Genomic DNA, 25,056 nt, shown 5'->3' with positions numbered 1-25,056 from the left:
TTTATGTCGAAACCATAACCTATGCATTTGATAAAAAACGTGATAGATAAATAATTATAGCACAACTTAAAATAACAAAAGCAAACAAAATTCTACTTCCTAACACCAACCTTTAACCACTCATAATACTCATCAATCCCAGCATACTGTTTCGCTTCGTTTAAAATTTCTAAGTCAGAGGTCATTGTTACATAAAATGGTTGCGATGCAGTTTGAAAATTTAGGTATTGAAACGTTGACCATTTGTCTCCAATGGTTTCTATATCTTTTAAATGATTTTCATTGAGCTTCATTCTAAATTGAGCTTCTTTTGGCAATTCTTTCCTATCATCTATGTACAAGGATATAAGTACGTATTCATCTTTTAAAATCTGATATACTTTTGGATCACTCCACACATTTTCTTCCATCTTTCGACAGTTTACACAAGCCCAACCAGTAAAGTCTAATAATATGGGTTTGTTGTTTGCTTTCGCGAAAGCGATACCTTCATCAAAATCTTTAAAGCAGTCTAATCCTAACGGACAATCTGATTCTTGTTCATATAGGCTGTAAAATGTAGGTGGCGGAAACCCTGCCAACAATTTTAGGTGTGAATTTTTAGTAAGTCCCGTTCCTAGATAAATGACAAACGCAACCACTAATATGGCAAATGAAATTTTTGGGAAACTCAATTTCTTTTTGCCATCGTGTGGAAAGCGAATAACACCAAAGAAGTATAATGCCATTAACAGGAATATGACCATCCAAATACCTATGAAAACTTCTCGTTTAAGAATTCCCCAATGTGCTACCAAATCCGCATTTGATAAGAATTTAAAGGCCAATGCTAGCTCCACAAAACCTAATAACACTTTTACTGTGGTTAACCATCCGCCAGATTTTGGTAAGGATTTCAACAAGTTAGGAAACAAGGCAAATAGTGCAAATGGTAGCGCAAGTGCAGCACCAAATCCAGTCATTCCTGCGGTAAGTTGAAACGCACCACCAGCACTAGTTAGCGAACCTGCCAATAGCGAGCCTAAAATGGGTCCTGTACACGAGAAAGAAACCAAAGCGAGTGTTACCGCCATAAAGAAGATTCCTATTAGACCACCAGCACTAGAAGCGGAATCCATTTTATTTGACCAGGAACTAGGCAATGTTAATTCGTAATAGCCAAAGAATGAAAAAGCAAAGAATATAAAAATCACAAAGAAGATAACATTCAACCAGATGTTAGTCGAAATGGTATTTAAAATCTCTGGATCTACAGAGTCTAAAAAGTGGAAAGGAATACTAAGCATTACATAAATAATAACAATAAAGGCTCCATATAGAATGGCGTTTCTAACCCCTTTTGCTTTATTCCCTGACTGCTTTGTAAAAAATGAAACTGTAAGCGGTATCATCGGGAATACACAAGGTGTAAGTAACGCAACAAGACCTCCCAAGAAACCAAGAACAAAAATCTTCCACAAATTCCCGTCTGAGGTAAGCTCTTCTGAGTCTGATAATAAGCGTTCTTTATGTTTTAAATCGAGTAGTAAGCTATTAGAAAGTGTTTTGCTTTTTTCATCTAAAACCACATTGTCAAGCGTTGCTTTACTACCATCAAGATTAATTACAAACTGCTCTTCTTTATTAATGCAAACTTCTTTACAAACCTGATAGTCTAAGTTTATAGTTATTTGCTTTATATCTTTATTTAAGACTTTAATACGTTGTGTAAACTGAGCTTTTTTAAGAAAATAAGTTTCTTCTACTTCAAAAACATCATTGTATGCTTTTAAAGTTTCACTCTCTTTTGTTTTGCCCAGTAGCTCATAGTTGCCTTCTGATTGCTCAAAGCTAAGAACAGACGGCAATGAGCCATCTTCACTTGTAAATTGAGAAAAAACGTGCCACTTGTCATCAATTGATCCTGTGAGTATTACATCGTACTCGGAGTCTGAAATTTTAGTAATAGTAGATTCCCAGGTTACAGGATCTATAACGCCTTGTTGAGCCGTGCTTATTCCGCTCAAAAAAAGGACAAAAGCTACAATTAAATTTTTTATATTAGTCTGTAAAGGTCTTGTCCTACTGTTAAAGTAGAACAAGATTAGTTTAATAAGAGGTTTTGAATTAGTCCATCACAAATTTAAATCCAGCGGTAATGATGCTAGAGCTAAACGTTGTATCTCTATCGTACTGATAGAATTTAAGGTCTATACTTTTTAAGCCCAATTTCCAGATGTGCGCTTTCGCAAAAATGTCTGTGTAAGAAACTCCAAAGCCAAATTGATTTGCACTGTACTCAGATAAGTCATAATCTGAAGTGTAAAACTCATCTGTGGATAATGCTTCTTCATAAGGCCTAAAGTAATCTGCTGCGGTTTGATTATAGAATCGGTACGAAGGATAAAGCGTAAACTTATCTGTTATCTTAATAGGCACTTCTATACTTGCGGTATGCGATGTAATTCCCCAATCATCATAATAATAGCGGTAAAAAGTACGTACTGTAAAGGTTTCATTGAGATACCAGTTTAAGCGACCACCTGCTGCCACTTTAAATCGAGAATCTGGTAAGCGTTCAATAGCATCTGCTAGTTGAAAATTCTCAATAAAAGAGTCTGCAACATCTCCAAAATAGACGCGTTGAAATGGTGTAGACAACAACCCTTGTTGTTGCACAAAATCTAACGCCAATGAACCTTGTACATTTTTATGTAAAATTTGCGAGAAACCAAAGCCTAAGGAATAGGAATTACGCCCTTCATCTGCAAACTCAGTAAAAATCGGTGCGTAATTTGTATTTCCAGTAATCGTGTTTTGAGTAAATAATCTGTTACTTAAACCATTTCCTCCTTCGCCAAACGGCCTCAATTCTGTAGGATAAATAGCGTTCCAGGTATCTATATATACATTCCCGTTTACACTAACTTCAGTGTTTTTTTCGTTAAAAAGTTTGGTATAACTACCCCCGACACCTACCGAAAAGTAATCGTATTCAGTGGATACCGATAATTTGGCAGACCAAATATCGTTTCGGTCGTCAGAACTATGACTGTAACTTCCTGTTACATTCGCCCACAAGTCACTACTTGATGCACCTGATGACGCTTGAAAAGGGTCTGCAGGACCATCATCAAAAGGCCCCACATTACTTGATGAAGCAGAGGTGTATGCCGATACACCTGCATCAATTGTTAATACATCATCATCATTTAAAGGAATAGAGACTACAAATGTCCCTGTAACATCAGTCAATTCTTCAGTCCCGATACCACCGCTTACCGCTGCGTTATCTCCATCTTGACTATAATAGCTTGATAAAAAATCTACTTCAACAGTTTCTAATACACGTTTTTTATAGACTTTGGTTGAGTCTTGACTAGTTTGAGAGTACGCTTTCGCAAAAGCGAATACACACATAAAAAGAATAAATTTTTTCAATTGAAATTTTGATTTAATTACAGCCGCAGCCTCCTCCAGTTTTTCCTCCGTTTGCCCCAACGGCAGCTTCTCTATAAGAATGTGCAGTTGTTACATTACGGTCACATTTCTTATCTGCGAGTGCCATATCTGGGTCATTTATATTAACCTTCTCATATTCCTTAACCACTACGCAACTGCTAAAGAGGCACGTAATCATAGTGAGCATTATTATTTTCTTCATCATAGTTTATCTATTTCTATGTTCTTTGATTTTGTGATATTTCCTTTATCATCGATGATGATACATTCTATTTTTGGCAATTGGTTAATTCGGTCTAAACCTGCTTCTTTTCCCATTACAAATACCGAAGTGGCAAGTGCATCTGCCAGTTCTGCCTTGGGTGCAAAAACCGTTACGCTTATAATTCCGCTAGACGGATATCCTGTTCTTGGGTCTATAATATGTGTATATCGTTTGCCATTAAAATTGACAAACTTTTCATAATTACCAGAGGTTACGACTGCTCCGTTTGTGATAGGTAACAACGCAAAAACCTTATTCTTGTCCATAGGGTTGGTAATGGCTACTTTCCATTCTTTACCGTTGGGTTGTTTACCCCAGGTATTCATATCGCCAGAAGCGTTTATAATTCCCGAAGGCACTCCTTTTGAAATTAGCAAGTCTTTGGCCTTGTCTGCTGCATAGCCTTTACCGATAGCACCGAAACCTATTTTCATTCCTTCCAACTTCAAAAAGACCGTGCTTTTTGCTTTATCAAGAATAATATTTTGAAAACCGACTTTTGATACCGAAGCTTTAATTTCTTCTTCGGAAGGCATTTCTGTCATACTACCATCAAACTGCCAAATCCTATCCATTGACGCATAACTAATATCAAAAGCACCGTCGGTTAATTTTGAAATACCAATGGCTCTTTCTATTAACTGAAAAAGTTCTGCATCTACTGTAACAGGTTTTATTCCTGCATTTCTATTAATTTCTGAAGTTTGCGAATTTGCATCCCAAGACGAAATGAGTTTTTCAATTCTGGTAATTTCTCCAACAGCGGTATCTATATAATTGTTTCCTTCAATAGAATCGTTGGCAACTACGGTTACATCAAAACGACTGCCCATTAATTTAAGGGTACGCTTATAGGGTTGCTGTGCGGAACAGGCTAGTGTAGCCCAAATAATTATAATGGAAAAAAGTGTCTTCAAATTATTTGGTAAATGCGTTTAACTCTTTAATATAATTTTCTGGCGTCGTCTTTTTATAACTCGTTTCTCCTAATACTTTTCCGTTAGCGTCAAGTATAACTACGAAAGGAAAAATCCCATTTTTGTTATAGGCCTCTGCCAATTTTGCATTTGCTGCAGTTTGAGATTCACTCAATGCGTTTTTCTTTTTTCTTGGGAAGTCTGCTTGAAGCATTACATAGTTTTTTGTTGCGTACTTTTTAAAAGCTTCTGTGCTCCAAATTTCACGATCTAATTTTATACAAGGCGCACACCAGTCTGATCCTTGAAAAACAAGAATTATAGGTTTATTTTCTTCGGTTGCTGTTTTCTTTGCTTTTGCAAAATCCGTATGCCATTCTTGAGCGGTTACTCCGCTAATAGTTAATAGTAGCACAAGTAATGTAAAAATGTTTTTTTTCATAATAATTTATAATCTGTAAAGGTATTTAGTTTAACGTTAAAAGCTATTTATTCTTACATTGACATTTATCAATTTTATTTATAATTACTTGCTTTTACAAGCCCTTCAAGGTCTTCAATAAAAATGATTCTACCCTTAGTAGAAATAAGCTTTTCTTCTTTAAAATCTTTCAACATTCGTACCAAGGACTCTTTAGCAGTACCCACCATACTCGCGAGATCATCTCTATTCATTTCAATTTCTTTAAGACTCTCTTTAACGCTGAATTTTCTTTGTAAAATCAATAGATTTATTGCCGTGCGTTCTCTAACCGTGTAACGTGCTAATATTTTAGTTGCATTTAGAAAAACTCCAAATTCGTGGCTTAAATTCTTTAGCAAGCGTTGCGATAATAGGTGAGATGTACTTACTACGTTTAAAAAATCATTTTTAGGAATAAATGCTACTTCACAATCTAATAATGCAGTTGCAGAGTCTGGATACTCTTCTTCACTTAGAATAGCGTGATACCCAAGATATTCGTTTTCTCCACAGATATAAAATATATGATCTGTACCAAAATTGGTAGCAGTATATTTCTTTACTTTTCCTGATGGTACTCTATAAATACCTTTAGGCTCTGTACCTTCTTTAAATATCTGCGTGCCTGCCTTAAAGTTCAGTATTTCTTTATTAGCTGTGAGTCTCTCGCATTCAGCTGTTGTTAACCCAGATAATAAATCTTGATTATTAAAATTGTATTTTGAGTATGGAAAATTATTATTCATTAAAATAGTTTAAAATGTTTTCAACTTTATGAAGATTTTCCTGCTTGCCGATTTCTAAAGTTTGCTTTCCATAATCACTTCTAAAGTGATGCTCTTTTAAAAATTTGAGATTCAATAAATGCCATTCTTTATTTGTTGTTTTAATATCACAGAATAACTCCCATTCTCTACGAAGCAATAATTTTCTGTAAAAGAAATGCGAATTGCTGATGTGAAAAATATCGGCATCGCAAAGCACTTCGGCCAAAGCTGTGGTTGGACATTGTGGCATTTTAGTGGCATCGATACAATTATTGACTTTTTCTATAAAATCTTTACTAACTTTTTCTTTTTTTAAAAAATGGGTGGCTATCAATTTACTTTCATCCTCGTGACCTTTGTAGGTGGTTGAGAATCCTGTATCGTGAAACCACGCTGCAACGACAAGAATCTCTGTATTTTGCTTATTAATATCCATAGCAGCGCATAAGTATTTTACATTCTGCACCACTTCCTTGGTATGTTGAAGATTATGAAAAGGCAATGCCGAACATTTTGAAGTCGTCAATAAATCTTTACAATATGTAGCAACGCTACTAATCATCGTTGTGGTCCTGGTTTCCATCTAATTGAATAACATTTGCATCGCTTCTAATCTCTATGTGTGTTATTTCTCCGCCACTTGTCCCAACGTATTTAGCAATTCCCATTGTTACCATAGAAAGCAGTAAAATGAGTACAAATCCATATTTTGAGAATGGCAACTTTTTGTATTGTAAAAACAAGGTTATTAGCGATACGCCTCCTAAAATCAGCATCATCGTAAGAAACAATTCTGCATAATCTTCGTGTTTATGGATTAGTGTTTCACTAATTCCAGGTAAATTCTCAACTATTTCTTCAGCACCTTCACCTGTTAAAAAAGCTGCAATAGCTGTTAATGCAGAAAAAATAAAAATACCTAATGCTGTATTTTTGATTTGCGGTTTTTTCATAATTAAACCTGCTAACAACACTAAAAAACCAATCAATACGCCTACTATAGGTAAATGATTTACTACCAAATGAAGATGTGCGTCGTTCATAATTTTATTTTCTATTTAAGCAATATTTACATTAAACAAGTAACCGACCAATGCAGTTAGACCCATTGCAACTGTTCCCCAAAACGTGATACGAGCAATGGCTTTAACGATACTTGAACCGCCTGTTTTAGCAGCTAGTGCTCCCAGAATTATCAAGAAGAAAAGTGCAAAACCATAAAGAGAATATTCCATACTATTTAAAGGCAGAAAAAGTGTTACCAAAAAAGGAAGTAATCCACCTACGGTAAATGCCGCCCCAGATGCAAAAGCCGCTTGAATAGGTTTGGCTTGGCTAATTTCATTTATTCCCAATTCATCTCTAATGTGTGCACCCAAAGCATCGTGTTCTGTTAATTCTTTAGCTACGGTTAAAGCTGTTTCTTTTTTCAAACCTCTTTTTTCATAAATTTCTGCAAGGCGTTGTAATTCAATTTCGGGCATTTCGCTTAATTCTTGTTTTTCGCGTTCAATGTCTGCCTTTTCCACATCGGTTTGTGAACTCACGGAAACGTATTCTCCTGCTGCCATTGACAAAGCACCAGCAACAAGACCTGCCAATGTTGCTAAAATCACAGGTTCTCGTGCAGCACTTGCAGCCGCAACACCTATAGCAATACTGGCTGTTGATAGAATACCGTCGTTAGCACCAAGTACTGCTGCTCTTAACCAATTACTTCTATGAATGTAATGGTTGTCTAAATAATTGTCCATTTCTTTAGTCTTTTCTTCCATTTTATTCAGTTATTAGATTAAAGGCGCCTTTGGTTAAAAACTCGGTGTTGGGTGTAAAACTATCAGCATTTAATATTTGAATAAATCCATTATTAGTTGCTCCTATTTTAACCAATACTCTTCTGAAATTTGTTTCATTTTCTTTAACCAAAACAAAGTAATCATTATCTATATTAGCAACAGCTTCAACAGGAAGTGCAGGATGTTCTTTAGTGGTCGTTAATATTTCTGCTTCAATGTACATTCCTGGTGCAAATAATTTTGCTTCCGCCTCATTCACTAAATCGCCGTGAATATCCACCGTTCTGTCTTGGGTATTTATCGCTTTATTAACTAAATGTACTTTGCCTTGATACACTTTATTTAAATCGTTTTGTAATCGCACATTAATAGGTTGTCCTTCTTTTACCATAGGAAGGTCTTTTTCAAAAATCTTCAACTCTATGTGTAAATTATCTGTATTGGTAACCGTTACAGCAACATCTGAAGGATTTAAGTACATTCCTGTTGTTGCATTAATTGTTGTCGCATAACCCGATAAAGGTGAGGGCACGCTGATGACTGAACGAATATTTTCTCCTGTTAACGTGTTAGCATTGATGTTCATTAAACTCAACCTCTTTTTGAGTGATTGGTATTGCGCCAATGTCACAGTATATTCTGATTCTGCCTTTAGGAAGTTCTTTTTAGACGTCACATTATCTGCCACCAACTCCTTTTGACGCTCATAGTCAGATTTTAAATAATTCAAACGTCCTTTAGCTTCTAAAAAGTCTTGTTGCACTTGCACGTATTCAGGATTTTCAATAGTAAATAAGGTTTGTCCTTTTTTAACCGCATCGCCTGGTAACAGGCTGATATTTTTTACATAACCTGCAAAATACGCACTTACATCTGCTTGGTTTTCTGGTGGAACAGCAAACATACCATTCGCTTTTACAACAGTATTAAACGGTTGTGTGGTTATTTTACCAACCTCCATATTGCCAGATGAAAACTGATTTTCTGTAATAGTTAGCATATCCACATCTTCTGCTGTTTCAGTTGCATCTATAGTAGCAACTTCAGATTTTCCGTTTGAGTTACAGGAAGCTAAAGTTATTATTGCGAGCAATAAAAGACCCTTGAAGTATAAATTGTTTCGTGTATTTTTCATTATTAATTGGTTAAATAGTTTAATTCTAAAACAGTATTGTTGTACTGATTTAAATTTTGCAAATAGTTGATTTGAATATTTTTTGAACTTTCCAAAAGCTGAACGTATTGCAAGAAATCTATCTCGCCACTTTTGAATGCTTTTGAGGCGTTTATTGTTAATTCTTTTGAAAGATCTCTTCCTGTACTTTGATAATAATCAACTGTTTCTTGAAACTTTTTTAAATCAGAAAGCAAGGCGTCGTATTTTGATTGTAATTGAATTTTATAGTTTTCAAATTCATTAGCAATAATCAATGTTTCTGTCTTAGCTGCATTGATTTTTGATTTATGTGCTCCAAACCATAATGGTACTGCAATACCTACTTGAAATCCATTATAATTTCTTGCAGCTACACCATTGTTTGTGCCTTGAAATACTGATAATTGTAAATCAGGTAAAAGCTTTTGTCGCTCTAATGAAAGAGAAGATTTAGCTAAGTTTTCTGCTGAATTATAATACATTAGTCCAGGATGATCTGTTAGACTGAATTCTTTTAATTCCAGTCTTGGTAACACATCTTCTGAAACCGTAATTGTTGAATCGGTCTGTACCCATTGATTTAACATTGTGTAGGCTTTAGAAACGTCTTCGCGTGCTTGAGAAAGTGCGATAGCGATTTCTTTTTGCTTGGTTTCAGCCGTTAGTTTTTCTAATAAATTAGTTTCCCCTACATCGTATCTCTTTTTAGCAGCTCTTGCAAATTGACCATATAAGCTATCTAAATAGACATATTGCCTCACAAGATTATTGCTATAGACTACATTATAATAGGCTGAATTAACCTCTTTAGTCAATATTCTTTCATTTAGACGATACTGCTGCGTTATTAATGCTACTTTTTGTTTTTCTACTTTGCGCTGTGCGCCATATACTGTTGGGAATTGAAGTGATTGACTAATGCCTAACACCTTTAATGGCAAACCATTTTCGGCAATGTTATTTTGGTCATAGCTATAGTAAACTTGTGTTTTGTCCAAATTAAAAGCACTTCCTACCAACTGTTCTGATTGATTAATCTTTTTCGCGTAAGCTTGCAATCCATTATTATTTTCAATAGCCATTTTTACAGTCTGCTCAACATTTACTGGGTTTTGTTGTGCCTTACCAAAGAATGGTAAAAACAATAAAAGTATAATGCTTAGAGCCTTAAAATTCACTTTTGTTTTTATTTTAGGATGATGTCCTTTTCTGTCGAACATTGCATATAAAATTGGCAATACTACAAGTGTTAATACTGTTGCAGTAATTAAACCACCAACTACCACTGTTGCTAACGGTCTCTGTACTTCTGCTCCGGCAGATGTTGAAATTGCCATAGGCAAAAAGCCTAAAGCTGCTGCTGCTGCTGTTAACAATACAGGGCGCAATCTGTTTTTTGTTCCCATTAGAATGCGTTTGTTGATATTGCTTATACCGTGTGCTTTTAGTTCTTTAAATTCTTCAATCAGTACAATACCATTTAGTACTGCAATACCAAAGAGTGCAATAAAACCAACACCTGCCGAAATACTGAATGGTAAATCTCGAATATAGAGCAGCATCACACCACCAATAGCCGACAAAGGAATTGCACTATAAATCATTAAGGCTTCTTTTACAGAATCGAAAGCGAAATACAGTAAAACAAAAATCAGTATCAATGCAATTGGCACAGCTACTTTTAATCGTGCCGTTGCAGTTCTTAAATTTTCAAATTGACCACCGTAGCTAACAGAATAGCCTGATGGTATCTTCACATCTTTTTCAATGATTGCTTGCACATCTTTAACTACAGACTCTAAATCTCTATTACGAACATTTACGCCCACAACAATTCTACGTTTGGTATTGTCTCGCGAAATTTTTGCTGGTCCTTTGGTGTACTTTATGGTTGCAAATTCGCTAAGTGGTAATTTTGTTCCATCAGGTAGAGATACCGATGCAGTTTCTATATTTTCAATATTCTTTCTGTGCGAATCATCAAAACGTATCATTAAATCGAATTGCTTTTCGCCTTCAAATACTGTTCCTGCTGGCATTCCTGCAAAGCCCATTGTGATGACTTTATTCAAGTCTTCAATGTTCATTCCGTATTTAGCGATTTTTTGTCGGTCATATTTTACTGACATTTGTGGCAGACCAGCAGTTTTTTCTACTGAAATATCCGCAGCTCCTTCTACATTCTGAATCGCTTTTTCTATTTCTAATGCTTTTCTGTACAAGACGTCTAAATCTTCTCCAAAAACTTTAATTGCTAAATCTGCTCTAACACCAGTAATCAATTCATTAAATCGCATTTCAATAGGTTGGGTAAACTCAAAATCTACACCTGCGATTTCATTGGATAATGCTTCTTTAAATTTATCAGCCAGTTCATCTTTAGATTCCGCAGATGTCCATTCGCCTTTTGGTTTCAGTTTTATAATCACATCACTTTCTTCCATAGACATTGGGTCTGTTGGTACTTCGGCAGCTCCAATTCTACTCACTACTTGCTCTACTTCTGGAAATTTCTTCAGTATTTTTTCTATTTGTGTAGTAGCTTCAATGGTTTTACTTAATGATGTTCCTGTTTTTAACACAGGTTGAATTACAAAATCGCCCTCATCTAGGGTTGGCACGAACTCGCCACCCATTCTAGTGAATAAAAATCCTGTAAGAATTAGCAAACCGACAGCCATACTTAATACTAATTTCTTTTTACGCAATGCCCAAGATATAGTGGGTTGGTACTTTCTTTCTAAAAAGCCGATAAGTCGAGATGAAATAGTTCTTTTCTCCGTATTTGTAGGTTTAATAAATAGAGATGCCATTACTGGTATGTAGGTAAAACAGAATACCATTGCACCAATTAGGGCAAAACAGAATACCAATGCCATAGGGCGAAACATTTTTCCTTCTACACCTACTAAAGATAGAATTGGGATAAAAACTATGATGATAATTAATTGTCCGAAAACTGCGGAATTCATCATTTTAGAAGCACCTTGGTACGTAATCGTATCTATTAAACCTTGTCTTTCATTTTTAGGAAGTGCCAATAATTTGGCTCGCTGACTGGTAATTTTAAAGGCGATGAACTCGACTATAATTACAGCGCCATCAATTATAATTCCGAAGTCAATTGCACCCAAACTCATTAAATTGGCATCTACACCAAAAATGTACATCAGCGACAGTGCAAATAGAAGACACAAAGGAATTACAGAAGCTACGACCAAACCAGAACGCCAGTTTCCTAAAAGCAATACCACTACAAAAATTACGATTAAACAACCTAAAATTAGGTTTTCTGCAATGGTAAATGTTGTCTTAGCAATAAGCTCACTACGTTCTAAAAAAGGGTTGATGGAAACACCTGGTGGTAAAGAAGATTGAATCTCTGCTACACGTTCTTTTACCGCTTCAATAACCGCATTAGAATTGGCATCTTTAAGCATCATTACTTGCCCAAGTACTTTCTCGCCTTCGCCATTTCCTGTTATTGCTCCAAAACGATTTGCGTGACCAAAGCCTACAGAAGCAATATCCCGAACATAAACCGGCACATCTCCTTTAGTAAGTACTACAATATCTTCAACATCTTTTATTGAACTTACTAGACCTTCCCCTCTAATAAAATAACTTTCATTGATTTTTTCGATGTAACCACCTCCAGCAACGCTATTGTTTTTTTCGAGAGCTGAAAAAACATCAAAAATTGAAACATCCATAGCACGAAGTCGCTCAGGGTTTACAGCAACCTCATACGTTTTTAAATAGCCGCCCCAAGTGTTTACTTCTACAACACCAGGAATGCCTGAAAGTTGACGTTTTACCACCCAATCTTGAATGGTACGTACATCTGATAGTGAATATTGGTCTTTGTGTTTGGCATCTACATCAATAACATATTGATAGATTTCGCCCAGACCTGTAGAAACAGGACCCATAAAAGGTTTGCCAAAACCTGCTGGAATTTTTTCTTCAGCACTTTTTATTTTTTCAGCGATGAGCTGACGTGGTAAATAAGTTCCCATTTCATCTTCAAATACAATGGTAACTACAGATAAACCAAACTTAGAAATAGAACGAATTTCTTTAACACCTGGCAAGTTTGCCATTTCTAATTCTACTGGGTAGGTTAAGAATTTCTCTACATCTTCAGTAGCTAAATTTCTTGAAGTTGTAATAACCTGTACTTGATTATTGGTCACATCTGGTACCGCTCCAATAGGAATATTGGAAAGAGAATACAAGCCAAACCCTACGATTCCGGCAGTAAATAATAGTACAATAAGTTTGTGATGAATACTGTACTGGATAATACGTTCTAACATTTTAAGGTGGTTTATTAAAAATAATGGTCAAATGTAATATTGGTATCTAAGTGTATTCTAAGGCAATTCTTAAGATTGGCTTAAGAAAGTTTTATGCCTATTAAAAAAGCAAAGGCCTTGAGAGTTCTCAAGACCTTTGCAGCTATTAACCAATAAACACTAACCAAAACTATCTAAAGGTTAAGGGGGAATCTTTTTTCTTTTTCAATAGTGACCCTTTTACTAATGCTAATTTTTATGTAAATATAATATCACATTATTAAGACAAACTTAGTGCAGTCTTAAGATTAGCTAAATATTTATGAGAAGAGAAAAAACAAAAGCTCTGAAAAAAATCTCAGAGCCTTTGCCAATCAATCAACACTAAACATCAATCAAAAAATCTTTATAACTTATCGACTTTTATAAATAATTTAGAGTCAGTCATAGATATTTCACAACGCGCAGGTGCTGTCGTTGCATAGGTGTTTCCACAAGTTGGGCATAAGTAATAAACAGATGGCAACGAACTAACATTTCCATCCTCTAAAGCTTTAAGGGCTGTTTTATAAAAATCCCTATGCTTTTGCTCTACTTTATAGGCATACGTTAAACTTATCTGTGCCATATAATTGCCAGCTGCGTTGGCATCCTTAATAAAATTAGGATACATAGTATTGAACTCGTAGCTTTCTCCCTCAATGGCATTTTTCAAATTTTCTATTGTACTGCCCACAGTAAATTCTGGTGTAACAGTAGGGATTTCTTCTCCCATTCTTTGTAACACCACTTTGTGATTGTTAGCGTGAATTAATTCTGCTCCTGATGCTGCTTTAAAAAGCATCGCAATTTGTGTGTAGCCTTCCTCTTCTGCTTTTTTACTAAAAGCGGCATACTTGGCATTCGCTGTTGTTTCTCCCGTAAATGCGTCTTTCATATGCTGAATAGTTAATGTTTGTGGGTCTTCGGTTTTGTCCATAACCTTTTCCGAAATTTCTTTAGATGATTTTACTTCTATTTTATCTACGGATTTATCTTTACAAGATTGAAAAAGCATACTTGAAAGTGCCATTCCAGTTACTACGATTACTACTGATTTTTTCATTATATCTGTTTTTAACTTGTTATATATTTTTTGTATAAATGTACTTTTACAATTTGAGGTTGTTCTTTACTACTCCTTAAGAATTGCTTAAAATTGTAATATTACTCACTTGATTCACTTCCAAAATCTGGTAGCGCCAATTCAATACCTGCTCCGTGTTGAAATACTAATTGACCACCTAAATAACCAGTTCTGGCAACAGAGGCTGTTAAAGCCGTGAAAAGAATAATACCTACCCATTTTGTCCAAGATTGGCTATATTTAAAATAATATAGAGCAACTCTATACAAAGCTGTAATTATTGCCAGCCATAGTGTAATAGTTGCGGCTTCTTCGTGAAGCTCCATAGGTGCTTGAAGAATTCCATCCGTCATTCCGTCGCCTGCATAACTCCCACTTATATATGCTACAATAGCACCTAAAGCACCTAGTAGCAAAAGATAAAAGGCAGCATTGTTAAAAAATTGTTTTTTAGTAAAAAGCGCAAAGATTTCTGATAAGAAACCAACAAATATTAAGGCTATCGGGAAGTGGATAACCATTGCGTGAATGTGTGGTGCTGTTAGCATTTTGATGTGATTTTTAATTACACAACAAATGTATTTCAGTCATTTAAAGTTTGTCTGAAGTAAAACTTAAGATTGGCTTAAAAGATAATAGTAAACGTAGTTCCTAAACCAAATTCACTTTCTACTTCAATTTTAGCATTTATAGCGTCAGCTGCTTTTTTGGCTATAGAAAGACCTAAACCATTGCCTGAAATATTCTTATGGTTAAGTGCATCTGACCTGAAGAAATTATTGAACAAGTTATTCAAATCTTCTTTTTTTATGCCTATACCTTCATCTTGTACTTGGCAGATTATTTTAGGGCCAGATTGTGTAATTGAAATATAAACCGTTGTAGCATCATTGGCATATTTTATGGCATTACTAATAATGTTTTCAAATATAAGATTACCGAAATATTGAGCTACTAAGGTTTCATTTTCAATATTATTTTTAAAACTTATAGACAGCTTCTTTTGCGATATTTTGTTTTTATACCTTGAAAGAATTTCGTCGATTAACGCTGCTAAGGGTATTAAAGCTACATCGGCATTTTTTGAGCTGGTGTCCAATCTTGCCAATAGCAAAAGCTGCTCTAAAGTAGCAGTCATTCTGTCTATTTCCGTTAGGCTAAATTTGATTTTATCCTCGTATTCTGCTCGTTCTCTTGGCTTACGAATCAATACTTCTAATGTACCTTTTAATGTTGCTAAAGGTGTACGCAATTCGTGAGAGGCGTCTGATGTAAATTGACGTTCCCTTTCGAGAGCATTCTCGATACGCTGTAACAGGTCATTTATTCCGGATGACAAATCAAAAAGTTCATCCTTATTCTGCGGTAATGCTACACGTTCGTTTAAATTGTTACGTGTAATTCTATTGGTTGTTTCGGTAACATTCTTGACTGGTATAATACTTCTACCAGCTATAAATTTAGAAATAAAATAAAGACTCGCCAAAAGAAGTAAATACACTAATAGTAAAATGTTCCTTAGGTTCAGCAGTACCATTTGTGATGCTTCTAATGACATTGCAGCGACTATAAAACCTTTTATTTTTCCATTTTCTTCAATGGGTAACTGAACTTGTCTTATGGGTTTATTGTTGAGAACTTCGTTGTAGCTTCCACCAAAATTTGCATTTTCATTGTAATCGAGCTGGTTCTCTTTTAGGTTTGGGGATTTGTCCATAAACGTCCCGTTCTTATCTAGAATCTGAATAAAAACAGGGTTTACTTGAACTTCTCTATGCTCACGTTCTTCCCATTCCTTTTTGTTTTTTATTTTGATACTGTCGCCTACAACTTTTATTTCTTCGGTATGTTTTTCCGCTTCAAAAGAAAGGTCGTTATCTATATTTTGATACACCACCCCTTTAACTACAAAATATACCGCTGTGAATGCAACAGCCATAATGATTGCAGTTGCAATCATATAATGTAGCGCTATTCTATTTTTAAAACTCAAATTCATAATTCCTTTGCAATGTAACCAACACCTCTAACCGTTTGGATGTAATTGTCTTCTTTTCCTAATTTCAGTTTTTTACGAAGTGCATTTATAAATACATCAATAACGCCTGTGTTATAATCAAAGTGAATGTCCCATACGCTTTCAATAATTCGTGACCTTCTGCACACTAATCCTTTGTTACGCATTAAATATTCTAATAAGGCAAACTCTTTTTGGGTTAACGCTATTTCTTCTTCGGCTTTAAATACTTGGTGTGTTGATGTGTTAAGTGTTATTTCTCCTAGTTTAAAAGTGGAATGTTCTCCAGATTTTGGACGTAGTTGTACCTTGATGCGTTCTAAAAGTTCTTCAAAATGAAAAGGCTTTTTAATATAATCGTTTGCACCAGATTGAAGTCCGAAAATGGTTTCGTCCAAGGTGTCTTTCGCTGTTAAAAATATAACAGGTGTGTCTTTAAAATCTTTTCGGAATTGGCGACAAATTTCGATACCACTTATGCCAGGAACCATCCAGTCTAACAGCAATAAATCGTACTCTCCTAAAAGTGCCATTTCAAGCCCTTTTTTACCTTCTTCGGCGATGTCCACAGCGTATGACTCTTCCTCTAAACCTTGTTTAAGAAAGTTAGATATACCTGGTTCATCTTCTACAATTAAAATTCTCATAGCGCAAAAGTTACAATTTTTAATTAAGTTAAGATTTGGTCTTTCTTAAGATTGGCTTAAATTTTATCAAATATTACCTGACTATATTATTCGCTAAGATTAATTAGTTTACGCCTCATAAGTTCCCATATCTAGCTAAAGCTTCTGGCCTACATTAATACTTTAAATAACACATCAACACCTAAAAATCAAACCTTTCTACTATATCTTATTATGTATTATAAATTAAATAGAAATAAAGTATTGTAGGAATTTCAAAAACAGTATAGAACTAAATAACAAAACAAAAAAGATAAGTACCATAATCCATACTATCTTGTCTTTTTTGGTAATGTTACTTTTTACAATTTTATCCTTTTTATTTCCTTTATAAAGTTTTTTTCGCCTTTTTTTTGACATAAAAACGTGTTTTATTTATTCTCTATATTCCACACATTAAAATCTTACCACATTAAGTATTTTCTTAAATACTAGAACAAAATCTACAGACTTGTAAGTATTAGTACGTCAGCAAAAAACACCGTTTTTAATTAAGTTAAGATGTAGGTTTTCTTAAGATTTGCTTAAGATAATTGAGAATCGATTAACAGTATAAAACTTACATTAACTTTACTAATTGAAGACGTTTAGTTTTTTATATCATCAAAAAGCACATTGAAATGATTACAATATTAACTACTGGCGGAACTATAGAAGGACTGGATTACGTGGGCGATAAGGGAATCAAAAAAACGAATGTCTCTATTTCAGATTTTCTTAAAAGTGCTAATGTAAATTTTGAATATACTATTCAGAGTGTTTTTAAAAAAGATAGTCGAGACATTACTATAAAAGACTTGAATCTGCTAGAAAACAGAATTAAGGAAAGTAATGCAAACAAAATATTGATAACACACGGGACTTTCACTATGGAAGATACCGCAAAATATTTAGGGAAACTCAACTTAGGAAAAACCATCGTTTTGGTTGGGTCTTTCATATTAGGGTCATCTGAAAAAACAGATGCCCCATTTAATTTAGGATATGCAATCAGCTCAATACAATTTCTAAAACCAGACGTTTATATTGCTATGAACGGGGAAATTTTTATTTGGAACAATGTTTCAAAAAACTTAGAAACCAACAAATTTGAGCCTAATGAATAGTGTTAACATAAATGTTTGGAACATCATTACATTGGACAACGTTCTTCTATCTATTAATAGATATACTCATAGTATTGCTTACACTTTACCTCTCAAAAACAAAAGCACGCACTAGTTTTAAGCGGTTTGTAATTCTTGGAATCTTATTTATTACCTACAATCTTACTGGTGGATTACTACCGTATGATAATTTTCCTGGACCATTTATTCTTCAGTATATTATTACATATGGCGTAGCTATAACGTTATGTGTTTTTATAATTTACTACCTATACAAAGAATATGATATTGTCGTTTTAAAATTCAATTCTTCTATCCGTAATCTCGCTATTTTTACCACTAGTAGCTACATCCTACTATTTTTAGTTCCTTACTTTTTTACTAATTCTTTAAACTCTGCAAGGCTCTTATTTACAATTCCAATTTCGGTAGCTGTTATTATTTTTCTAATTATATTTTATAGACGAATTTCTAATCCAAACAATCCAAGTGCCTTTATCTTAAGACGCAACAAGTTATCTATGATTACCGTAGGGTGTGTAGCATTACTGCCAATCTGCACAGCTATTGGTGATTATCAATGGTTTACTTTTAGTGTGATGAATACAGCCTTTTTCGCCATAACTGCTATTGAAATAGATAGATATTTATATCTCATTGCAAATAATACTAGAATGTATGAAGTATTTGCATTTCAGAAAAAGCAAAGGAAAGACGTTTTAGAATGTAAAATTATTTACGAAGATTTAACCAGACGAGAGATAGAAGTTGCCCTATCTATACTAGGCAATTTGAGTTATAAAAATATCGCAAAAGATTTATTTATTGCTGAAAGTACCGTCTCAAAACACGCCTCAAACATTTTTAAAAAGACAGGTGTTAAAAACAGACGTGAATTTTTACACCGTTTTAGAAAGAAAATTAAATAAAAATTCCGTAGTCTATAAAACGCTATGTTTACTAGAAATTCAAAATATTCCGTACAAAAATACGGTTGTTCCGTAAGTATATACGGTAAGTTTTCTTTGGTCTATTTCAATTTTAATCTACTTTACAATTAGTTCCAATACTTCCTGTAATATACCTAATACAACTAAAAATTAGACTTTCATATATCGGAATTTGGCAGAACTATGAAAGTAATTTTTCAAGCTTATCAACCAAAACCAAATACTATGATTTCCACCTGTAATTCGCCTACTTATGGATTTATTAATACTGTCAAAAAAACTACTAAAGGACCTGGATGATATAAAAATTCAAAACCAGAACATTTTAAAAAGAGCACAAAAATCTATTAATGTTTGCCGGAATCTGTTATGGGTTTTTAAAAAAGAAATTCTAAAAAAAGGATTCAAAACAATCAAGGACGAAGTGCAATTCTTCAAAGAAGTTAAGCAAGTTCCGCTCATTAAACTCATCTACTTTACAGAAATCTACTCTTTTGAAATACAGCTACCAAAGGCTGATAAAGAAAACCAATTAAAATCCATAAAGAAGAAAATCAATAAGTTCAATCGTTTTTTTCTTTACAATTTAGATTTTGGTCGCTATGTAGATTCTGGCGCCACTAATTTTGATAAGGAATATTATACAAGAGATTACCTAGACACTTTTCATATCACTACCTCAAAATTTTACTTTCAAGACCCCGAATTCTGTACACCTAGGGATATGCTACTTGGTAAGTACAGAGCTTATTATTCATTGGTACATTATATGGCTGAGAAAAAGCGTAGCATTAAAAACAACCTGAATGGTAAATTACCTACAATCGAGCCGCTTGAAAAGATACATTGGCCATTTTCAAACACAGACTACGTTGAAATTCTTTATGCGTTATGCGCAAAAGGTTTGGGAAAACAAGACAATCAAAGCATAATGCAAGTGTCTAAAAAACTACAACAGCTATTTGATTTTGAACCAAAAGATATTTATAAGACCTATCAGGACATAAAAAACAGAAAAAATAGCAGAACGCTTTTTTTGGACCAACTTTCTACATCATTAATCATAGAAATGGATAAAAGTGAAGTGTGATTTTTTCTTCAACCCCTTATTTTACTGATGAAATATAACCGTACTACGGTTGACCTACGGTAATTCAATTTTTTAATGAATTTTGCTCTTTTTGCTTTTGTAAAAGCGTACTTACACGCATCAAAATCAACCAAACAGCATCAAATTTCAAAAAGTTAAATTTTGACCGTAGTATGGTTGTACTGGGGAATAAAATCCATTAAACCTATTCAAATTTGTAGAACGAAAGTCAAATCAGGTTAGGGGCTATCAAATTAATTGACAGTAATGCGATAGTCCTTTTCCATTAAAACCGTTCTATTATGCCGACAAGTATTATTACAACAGACGACCTTCGAGACTTCAAATTAGAATTGCTCGATGACATTAAAAAACTACTATCAAAAGAAGCAACAGGAAAACTCAAAAAATACCTCAAATCTTCTGAGGTTATGGATTTACTTCAGGTAAGTCCAGGCACTCTTCAAAACCTTCGCATCAATGGCACATTGCCCTATACCAAAGTAGGTGGTATCATCTATTACGATGCCGAAGAAATACAAAGTATAATGACAGCCAACCGTGTGCATCACAGTTTAAAATCTTGATTATGAACTATATAAAGCTACTTAATGCGGCTTTTGAAAAGTTCTATTTTGATGACCGCCTAAATCCTACCCATATTAGTTTGTATATGGCCTTATTTCAAGAATGGAACAGTAGCCGCTTTATGGATGAATTTTATGTAAACCGCAGGGATTTAATGCGCGTAGCTAAAATCGGTTCAAAATCTACCTATCATCGCTGCATAACAGAATTAGATGCTTGGGATTATCTATCCTATTTCCCATCCAACAATCCGTATAAAGGAAGTAAAATCAAGATGTCCATTATCGGTACAAGTGATGAACCAGATATGGGACGGTACAATCCCACATTAGAACAGCTTGCGGAACAGTATCATCCCATACGTGAACCACTTGTGGGACAGCACCATCCCACAAACGGACAAGTTGTGTACCAACACCGTCCCATAGGTGGACAAGCATTGGTATCTACTATAAACAATACCAAACAAGAAAACAATATAAAACAACCAAAGGGCTGGCAGGCCGTTTTTGATTTTTTTATTGAAAAAAATTTTGATGCTGATGAAGCAAAAAAATTCTTTGCCCATTATGAAACTCATAATTGGCAAACGAGCGATGGAAAAGAAATTCGGGATTGGCGTGCTTTAGCTAAAAACTGGATGGATAGAACCGAATTGTTCAACCAAGAAAACAAATCAAACTCAAAACAAGCGTCCCAAATCAAGGACAACTTGCGAACCACTAAAAACAAAGATTATGGACAACCCCTCTAAAATTACCGAAGGTGGCGTGGAATATTCACTCGGAAAGTTTGATGGCAAAAGCGTTCTTTACGATTTTGACAAAATCTTGATTTATCTAAATGCAAAGGGAATGAAACTCTTTGGTCAGCAATTTAGAATCTATGATGAAGACACCGTTATCATTCGCAAACTTTGTCATTATTTCATCAAGGACAAAGAAAATTGTGAAAAGAACGGAATTGATATCGACAAAGGTATTTTACTTTCTGGACCAGTAGGATGCGGAAAAACAACGCTGATGAAACTACTGCGCCATATTGTACCAATGCAAAGGCCTTACGAAATGATTCCTTGCAGGAATGTGGCTTTCAGTTTTAACCATCTTGGTTTTAAAACTATTGAAGACTATGGGAATACCAGATTTTATTGCTTTGATGATTTAGGTATTGAACCAGCTGGGCGATTTTATGGCAAAGACCTAAACGTAATGGGCGAAGTCCTCTTGTCTCGATATGAATTGTACCTACAGACCAAACACAAAGTAAAAACCCACGCTACCACAAATCTAAATGCCGAAGAATTGGAAGAACGCTATGGGAATCGAGTTCGTAGCCGAATGCGAGAACTGTTTAATTTGATTGCTTTTGACACCAAGGCTGGGGATAAGCGGAAGTGATTTGAAATTAATATATTACGGTAAAACACAATAAATTATGTTAAAATTTCAATATATTTAGACACGATTAGACATACAACAAAATTTGACAGAGCTAATGAGTTTTCATTGGCTTTTTTGTTTTCTATTCTTGATTGTCAAAAAAAAATTAGTGATTATGAATAAAGTATATCCAAAAGGTTCAGAATGGCGCAAATGGGATTTGCACGTTCACACACCAGAATCTGCTCTTAACAATGGTTTTGGTGCTGATTGGGACGAGTATGTAAAGCAACTCTTTACCAAGGCTCTTGCCCACAATATAGCTGCTATTGGTATAACCGACTACTTTACTATTGAAGGCTACAAAAAGCTGAAAAATGAATACCTCAATAATGATACTAAACTTAAAGAGTTAGAGTTCAGCAATGACCAAATTGAAAGGATTCATCAAATCTTAATATTGCCGAATATTGAATTTAGATTAGATAAACTGGTACAGGATAATCGAGTAAATTATCACGTCATATTTTCCAACGATGTTTCTATTGCAGACATTGAAGAAAACTTTTTGCAGCAACTAAAAATAATTGTTGAAGGAAACCCTCAACAAGCAGCTGAACGAAGAGCTTTGACTAAAAACAACCTCGCAACGTTGGGCGAACGGCTTCAAAATGAGCACGCTGATTTTAGACAACACCCGTGTCATCTCTACACGGGTATGATGAATGCTGTTGTATCTGATGATGAAATATCAAAACTACTATTGGACCAACCATCATTGTATAAAGGCAAATATTTAATTGTTACACCATCAGATGAGGATTTGAGTGACGTAGAATGGAATAATCAAGGGCATTTGACTCGTAAAATTCTCATTCAGAAATCTGACTGCCTATTTGCATCAAATCCCAATACTAGAAAATGGGCACTCGGAAAATTTGGCGAAAACCCACAAGAATATGTGGATGAGTTCAAATCTTTAAAGCCCTGTATATGGGGAAGTGATGCACATACATTTGATGAACTTTTTACCAAGAATGCACCAAGACTTTGCTGGATTAAAGCCGACCCAACTTTTGAAGGTTTAAAACAAATCATTTATGAACCTGAAGAACGCGTGAGTATAACAAACCGTAAACCCGATGAAAAAAAGGTTTACGAGGTTATAGATAAAGTACGATTTATTGACCCAGCTTTCACAACAACACCCATTGAATGCAACGAAAATATGACTGCCATCATTGGTGGGAAATCTACTGGTAAATCTATATTATTGAAGAGTACGGCTAGAACTGCTGATATCGCTGAGTACAATAAGCGAAATGAATCTGCTAATATTGTTGACAAAAGACCAGTTAGTAGTTTTGAGATTATTTGGAAGGATGGACAGACCTCTAGTCTGGGTGCTGAAAATAATCCCGCAAAGAAAATTATCTACATACCACAATCCTATTTAAACAGGGTAGTTGACGATGGCGAAAACACAGGTGATATTGACGAAATAATTCAAGACGTTCTACTTCAAAAGGAAGAATTTAAAGCTTGGTACGATTCTTTAAACGACAAGAAAAAGGAAATTGCAAACAAAGTAGATGCAGCAATAAAAAACCTCTTCGAAAACATTGGGATTAATATCGAAAAAAATCGATTAAAAAAAGAATTGGGTGATGAGAGTGGAATCAAAAAACAGATTGACAAGCTCAACGAAGAAATTAAAGGTCTTCAAGAAAAATCGAAAATAAGCAAAGAAGAACTTGATACGTTTAATCAAGTCAACACCCAGATAAAGGATAAAAATGCTGCTATTGATACGCTGAACAAGGACATTTCCAAGTTAAAATCTATAAAAGACATCAGCATTCAAATTAATGAAAATCTGACAGAGAATATTATTAATCCTGAACTTAAAAAGGATATAGAAACCCTAGCAACTACAAAAACCGCCATTTATAAAACGGACTGGGCTACCGAAGTAGATAAAAGAATCAAGGGACAGGAAGCTCAAATCTTAACGATAAACAAAGAAATAGAAGTACTCGAAGCGTCCATAAAGGATATGAAGGAAGTATTAAAAGACCAGAATGTGCTTAATGAACTAATGAAAGACCTAGGCAAAGAAGAAAAGATTCTTTTGCAAATTGCAGAATTCCAAAAGGAAATAATCAATTCCTATAAACTCATTGAAAAAAATATTCAACTTCTTGCCAATTACAATGCAGAGTATTACTCACTCTATCTTGAAGCTAAAGATAGCGTTGATTTATCTGATTTTGACGATGACCTATCGTTTGATATCCTTACCAAATTTAAAAAAGATAATTTTCAAGAATCCTATGTTCAAAAAAGCTTCGATGGTCGTGCTACAGCTAGTAGAGATTACGACTATCTAACCCAATACGAGTTTGCTAGTTTGGAAGAACACAAGACGTTTTTAAAAGCAGAGTCTTGGAAAATTATAAAAAATGAAATTCCGAAAAGAAAAGGACTAACAAATAAAGAAGCTATCACTTCCTTATTTACCAATTGGTTTATGCACGATTACAAGGTTACGTTTCAAGATGATGATATTTCGGATATGTCTCCAGGTAAAAAGTCATTTGTTTTGTTGCGTTTATTGATAGACTTAGATGATAGTCAATGTCCAATCCTAATCGACCAGCCGGAAGATGATTTGGACAACCGTTCTATCTACAATCAAGTGGTGAAATTTTTGCGTAAACGAAAAAAAACAAGACAAATTATTATTGTAACCCATAATCCAAATCTGGTTTTAGGGGCAGACGCAGAGCTAATTATTGTAGCCAATCAAGATGGTGAAGGCACTAAAAACAGAACACATCCATTTGAGTATATTTCTGGGTCAATTGAACATACAAAAGCAGAGGACAATGAAATTACTGAAGTGTTATATAAAAGAGGTGTGCAAGAGCACATCTGCGATATTTTGGAAGGTGGTCCAGAAGCATTTGACAAGAGAAAGAAAAAATATAATTTTTAAATAGAGATAA

The 25,056-nt window shown here is 34.5% G+C and carries 22 protein-coding genes; 7 read left to right on the top strand and 15 right to left on the bottom strand.

Translation table 11 applies throughout. The annotated features are described in order from the left end of the window. Positions 1-92 precede the first annotated feature (92 nt). The 15 genes from AC0UBM_RS12680 to AC0UBM_RS12610 form a co-directional block, all read right to left on the bottom strand. Positions 93-2,006: a protein-disulfide reductase DsbD family protein gene (locus tag AC0UBM_RS12680; RefSeq protein ID WP_475688842.1), complete on the bottom strand. Its 1,914-nt coding sequence runs from the start codon at positions 2,004-2,006 to the stop codon at positions 93-95. Between the two features lie 100 nt (positions 2,007-2,106). Further along, positions 2,107-3,399, bottom strand: a complete 1,293-nt coding sequence (locus tag AC0UBM_RS12675) for a DUF3570 domain-containing protein (RefSeq protein ID WP_475688856.1) — start codon at positions 3,397-3,399, stop codon at positions 2,107-2,109. A 34-nt stretch (positions 3,400-3,433) separates the two neighbouring features. Beyond that, the gene (locus AC0UBM_RS12670) at positions 3,434-3,646 is read right to left on the bottom strand and encodes a DUF4266 domain-containing protein (RefSeq protein WP_475688841.1); all 213 of its coding nucleotides are present in this window, start codon (positions 3,644-3,646) and stop codon (positions 3,434-3,436) included. After that, entirely contained in the window at positions 3,643-4,623 is a 981-nt protein-coding gene (locus AC0UBM_RS12665) for an FAD:protein FMN transferase (RefSeq protein ID WP_475688840.1), read from the bottom strand. The genes AC0UBM_RS12670 and AC0UBM_RS12665 overlap by 4 nt, the downstream gene beginning before the upstream one ends. 1 nt (position 4,624) lies before the next feature. Then, the gene (locus AC0UBM_RS12660) at positions 4,625-5,065 is read right to left on the bottom strand and encodes a thioredoxin family protein (RefSeq protein ID WP_475688839.1); all 441 of its coding nucleotides are present in this window, start codon (positions 5,063-5,065) and stop codon (positions 4,625-4,627) included. 74 nt (positions 5,066-5,139) lie between these two features. Beyond that, positions 5,140-5,832 (bottom strand): Crp/Fnr family transcriptional regulator, encoded by a 693-nt coding sequence (locus AC0UBM_RS12655; RefSeq protein WP_475688838.1) that lies wholly within the window; start codon positions 5,830-5,832, stop codon positions 5,140-5,142. Then, on the bottom strand, positions 5,825-6,415 hold the full coding sequence (locus AC0UBM_RS12650; RefSeq protein ID WP_475688837.1) for an HD domain-containing protein: 591 nt from the start codon (positions 6,413-6,415) through the stop codon (positions 5,825-5,827). The genes AC0UBM_RS12655 and AC0UBM_RS12650 overlap by 8 nt, the downstream gene beginning before the upstream one ends. Then, positions 6,408-6,896, bottom strand: a complete 489-nt coding sequence (locus AC0UBM_RS12645; protein ID WP_475688836.1) for a DUF2231 domain-containing protein — start codon at positions 6,894-6,896, stop codon at positions 6,408-6,410. The genes AC0UBM_RS12650 and AC0UBM_RS12645 overlap by 8 nt, the downstream gene beginning before the upstream one ends. A gap of 15 nt (positions 6,897-6,911) precedes the next feature. Further along, positions 6,912-7,628, bottom strand: a complete 717-nt coding sequence (locus AC0UBM_RS12640) for a VIT1/CCC1 transporter family protein (protein ID WP_475688835.1) — start codon at positions 7,626-7,628, stop codon at positions 6,912-6,914. A 1-nt stretch (position 7,629) separates the two neighbouring features. After that, the gene (locus AC0UBM_RS12635; RefSeq protein WP_475688834.1) at positions 7,630-8,784 is read right to left on the bottom strand and encodes an efflux RND transporter periplasmic adaptor subunit; all 1,155 of its coding nucleotides are present in this window, start codon (positions 8,782-8,784) and stop codon (positions 7,630-7,632) included. A 2-nt stretch (positions 8,785-8,786) separates the two neighbouring features. Further along, entirely contained in the window at positions 8,787-13,124 is a 4,338-nt protein-coding gene (locus AC0UBM_RS12630) for a CusA/CzcA family heavy metal efflux RND transporter (RefSeq protein ID WP_475688833.1), read from the bottom strand. Positions 13,125-13,509: 385 nt separating this feature from the next. Beyond that, a complete protein-coding gene (locus tag AC0UBM_RS12625; protein ID WP_475688832.1) occupies positions 13,510-14,208 on the bottom strand; it encodes a rubrerythrin family protein in 699 nt (232 codons plus the stop codon). A 101-nt stretch (positions 14,209-14,309) separates the two neighbouring features. Further along, positions 14,310-14,777: a DUF2231 domain-containing protein gene (locus AC0UBM_RS12620; protein WP_475688831.1), complete on the bottom strand. Its 468-nt coding sequence runs from the start codon at positions 14,775-14,777 to the stop codon at positions 14,310-14,312. Positions 14,778-14,854: 77 nt separating this feature from the next. Beyond that, positions 14,855-16,189, bottom strand: coding sequence for a sensor histidine kinase (locus AC0UBM_RS12615; RefSeq protein WP_475688830.1), 1,335 nt, complete (start codon positions 16,187-16,189; stop codon positions 14,855-14,857). A 35-nt stretch (positions 16,190-16,224) separates the two neighbouring features. Next, positions 16,225-16,893, bottom strand: a complete 669-nt coding sequence (locus tag AC0UBM_RS12610; RefSeq protein ID WP_475688829.1) for a response regulator transcription factor — start codon at positions 16,891-16,893, stop codon at positions 16,225-16,227. A gap of 659 nt (positions 16,894-17,552) precedes the next feature. Between AC0UBM_RS12610 and AC0UBM_RS12605 the strand changes: the two genes are divergently transcribed. The 7 genes from AC0UBM_RS12605 (at position 17,553) to AC0UBM_RS12575 (ending at position 25,046) form a co-directional block, all read left to right on the top strand. Beyond that, positions 17,553-18,038, top strand: coding sequence for an asparaginase domain-containing protein (locus tag AC0UBM_RS12605; RefSeq protein ID WP_475688828.1), 486 nt, complete (start codon positions 17,553-17,555; stop codon positions 18,036-18,038). 11 nt (positions 18,039-18,049) lie between these two features. Next, complete coding sequence (locus AC0UBM_RS12600) at positions 18,050-18,967, top strand: helix-turn-helix transcriptional regulator (RefSeq protein ID WP_475688827.1); 918 nt, start codon at positions 18,050-18,052, stop codon at positions 18,965-18,967. Between the two features lie 274 nt (positions 18,968-19,241). Beyond that, positions 19,242-20,078 carry an RteC domain-containing protein gene (locus tag AC0UBM_RS12595; protein ID WP_475688826.1) on the top strand — a complete coding sequence of 279 codons (837 nt, stop codon included), beginning with the start codon at positions 19,242-19,244 and terminating at the stop codon, positions 20,076-20,078. 302 nt (positions 20,079-20,380) lie between these two features. Next, a complete protein-coding gene (locus AC0UBM_RS12590; protein WP_475688825.1) occupies positions 20,381-20,665 on the top strand; it encodes a helix-turn-helix domain-containing protein in 285 nt (94 codons plus the stop codon). A gap of 2 nt (positions 20,666-20,667) precedes the next feature. Further along, a complete protein-coding gene (locus tag AC0UBM_RS12585) occupies positions 20,668-21,420 on the top strand; it encodes a hypothetical protein (RefSeq protein WP_475688824.1) in 753 nt (250 codons plus the stop codon). Further along, positions 21,404-22,066, top strand: coding sequence for a P-loop NTPase family protein (locus AC0UBM_RS12580; protein WP_475688823.1), 663 nt, complete (start codon positions 21,404-21,406; stop codon positions 22,064-22,066). Before AC0UBM_RS12585 ends, AC0UBM_RS12580 begins: the two co-directional genes overlap by 17 nt. Before the next feature lie 157 nt (positions 22,067-22,223). Then, positions 22,224-25,046: a TrlF family AAA-like ATPase gene (locus tag AC0UBM_RS12575; protein WP_475688822.1), complete on the top strand. Its 2,823-nt coding sequence runs from the start codon at positions 22,224-22,226 to the stop codon at positions 25,044-25,046. Positions 25,047-25,056 lie beyond the last annotated feature (10 nt).

Source organism: Formosa sp. F44, from assembly GCF_056238645.1.
This window is presented reverse-complemented; position numbering and strand designations above follow the sequence as displayed.

Coding starts and splice junctions, on each gene's coding strand:
- AC0UBM_RS12675 (WP_475688856.1), bottom strand. CDS start 3,399: ATGTGTGTATTCGCTTTTGCGAAAGCGTACTCTCAAACTAGTCAAGAC.
- AC0UBM_RS12670 (WP_475688841.1), bottom strand. CDS start 3,646: ATGATGAAGAAAATAATAATGCTCACTATGATTACGTGCCTCTTTAGC.
- AC0UBM_RS12660 (WP_475688839.1), bottom strand. CDS start 5,065: ATGAAAAAAAACATTTTTACATTACTTGTGCTACTATTAACTATTAGC.
- AC0UBM_RS12655 (WP_475688838.1), bottom strand. CDS start 5,832: ATGAATAATAATTTTCCATACTCAAAATACAATTTTAATAATCAAGAT.
- AC0UBM_RS12650 (WP_475688837.1), bottom strand. CDS start 6,415: ATGATTAGTAGCGTTGCTACATATTGTAAAGATTTATTGACGACTTCA.
- AC0UBM_RS12645 (WP_475688836.1), bottom strand. CDS start 6,896: ATGAACGACGCACATCTTCATTTGGTAGTAAATCATTTACCTATAGTA.
- AC0UBM_RS12640 (WP_475688835.1), bottom strand. CDS start 7,628: ATGGAAGAAAAGACTAAAGAAATGGACAATTATTTAGACAACCATTAC.
- AC0UBM_RS12635 (WP_475688834.1), bottom strand. CDS start 8,784: ATGAAAAATACACGAAACAATTTATACTTCAAGGGTCTTTTATTGCTC.
- AC0UBM_RS12630 (WP_475688833.1), bottom strand. CDS start 13,124: ATGTTAGAACGTATTATCCAGTACAGTATTCATCACAAACTTATTGTA.
- AC0UBM_RS12625 (WP_475688832.1), bottom strand. CDS start 14,208: ATGAAAAAATCAGTAGTAATCGTAGTAACTGGAATGGCACTTTCAAGT.
- AC0UBM_RS12620 (WP_475688831.1), bottom strand. CDS start 14,777: ATGCTAACAGCACCACACATTCACGCAATGGTTATCCACTTCCCGATA.
- AC0UBM_RS12615 (WP_475688830.1), bottom strand. CDS start 16,189: ATGATTGCAACTGCAATCATTATGGCTGTTGCATTCACAGCGGTATAT.
- AC0UBM_RS12610 (WP_475688829.1), bottom strand. CDS start 16,893: ATGAGAATTTTAATTGTAGAAGATGAACCAGGTATATCTAACTTTCTT.
- AC0UBM_RS12605 (WP_475688828.1), top strand. CDS start 17,553: ATGATTACAATATTAACTACTGGCGGAACTATAGAAGGACTGGATTAC.
- AC0UBM_RS12600 (WP_475688827.1), top strand. CDS start 18,050: ATGTTTGGAACATCATTACATTGGACAACGTTCTTCTATCTATTAATA.
- AC0UBM_RS12595 (WP_475688826.1), top strand. CDS start 19,242: ATGGATTTATTAATACTGTCAAAAAAACTACTAAAGGACCTGGATGAT.
- AC0UBM_RS12590 (WP_475688825.1), top strand. CDS start 20,381: ATGCCGACAAGTATTATTACAACAGACGACCTTCGAGACTTCAAATTA.
- AC0UBM_RS12585 (WP_475688824.1), top strand. CDS start 20,668: ATGAACTATATAAAGCTACTTAATGCGGCTTTTGAAAAGTTCTATTTT.
- AC0UBM_RS12580 (WP_475688823.1), top strand. CDS start 21,404: ATGGACAACCCCTCTAAAATTACCGAAGGTGGCGTGGAATATTCACTC.
- AC0UBM_RS12575 (WP_475688822.1), top strand. CDS start 22,224: ATGAATAAAGTATATCCAAAAGGTTCAGAATGGCGCAAATGGGATTTG.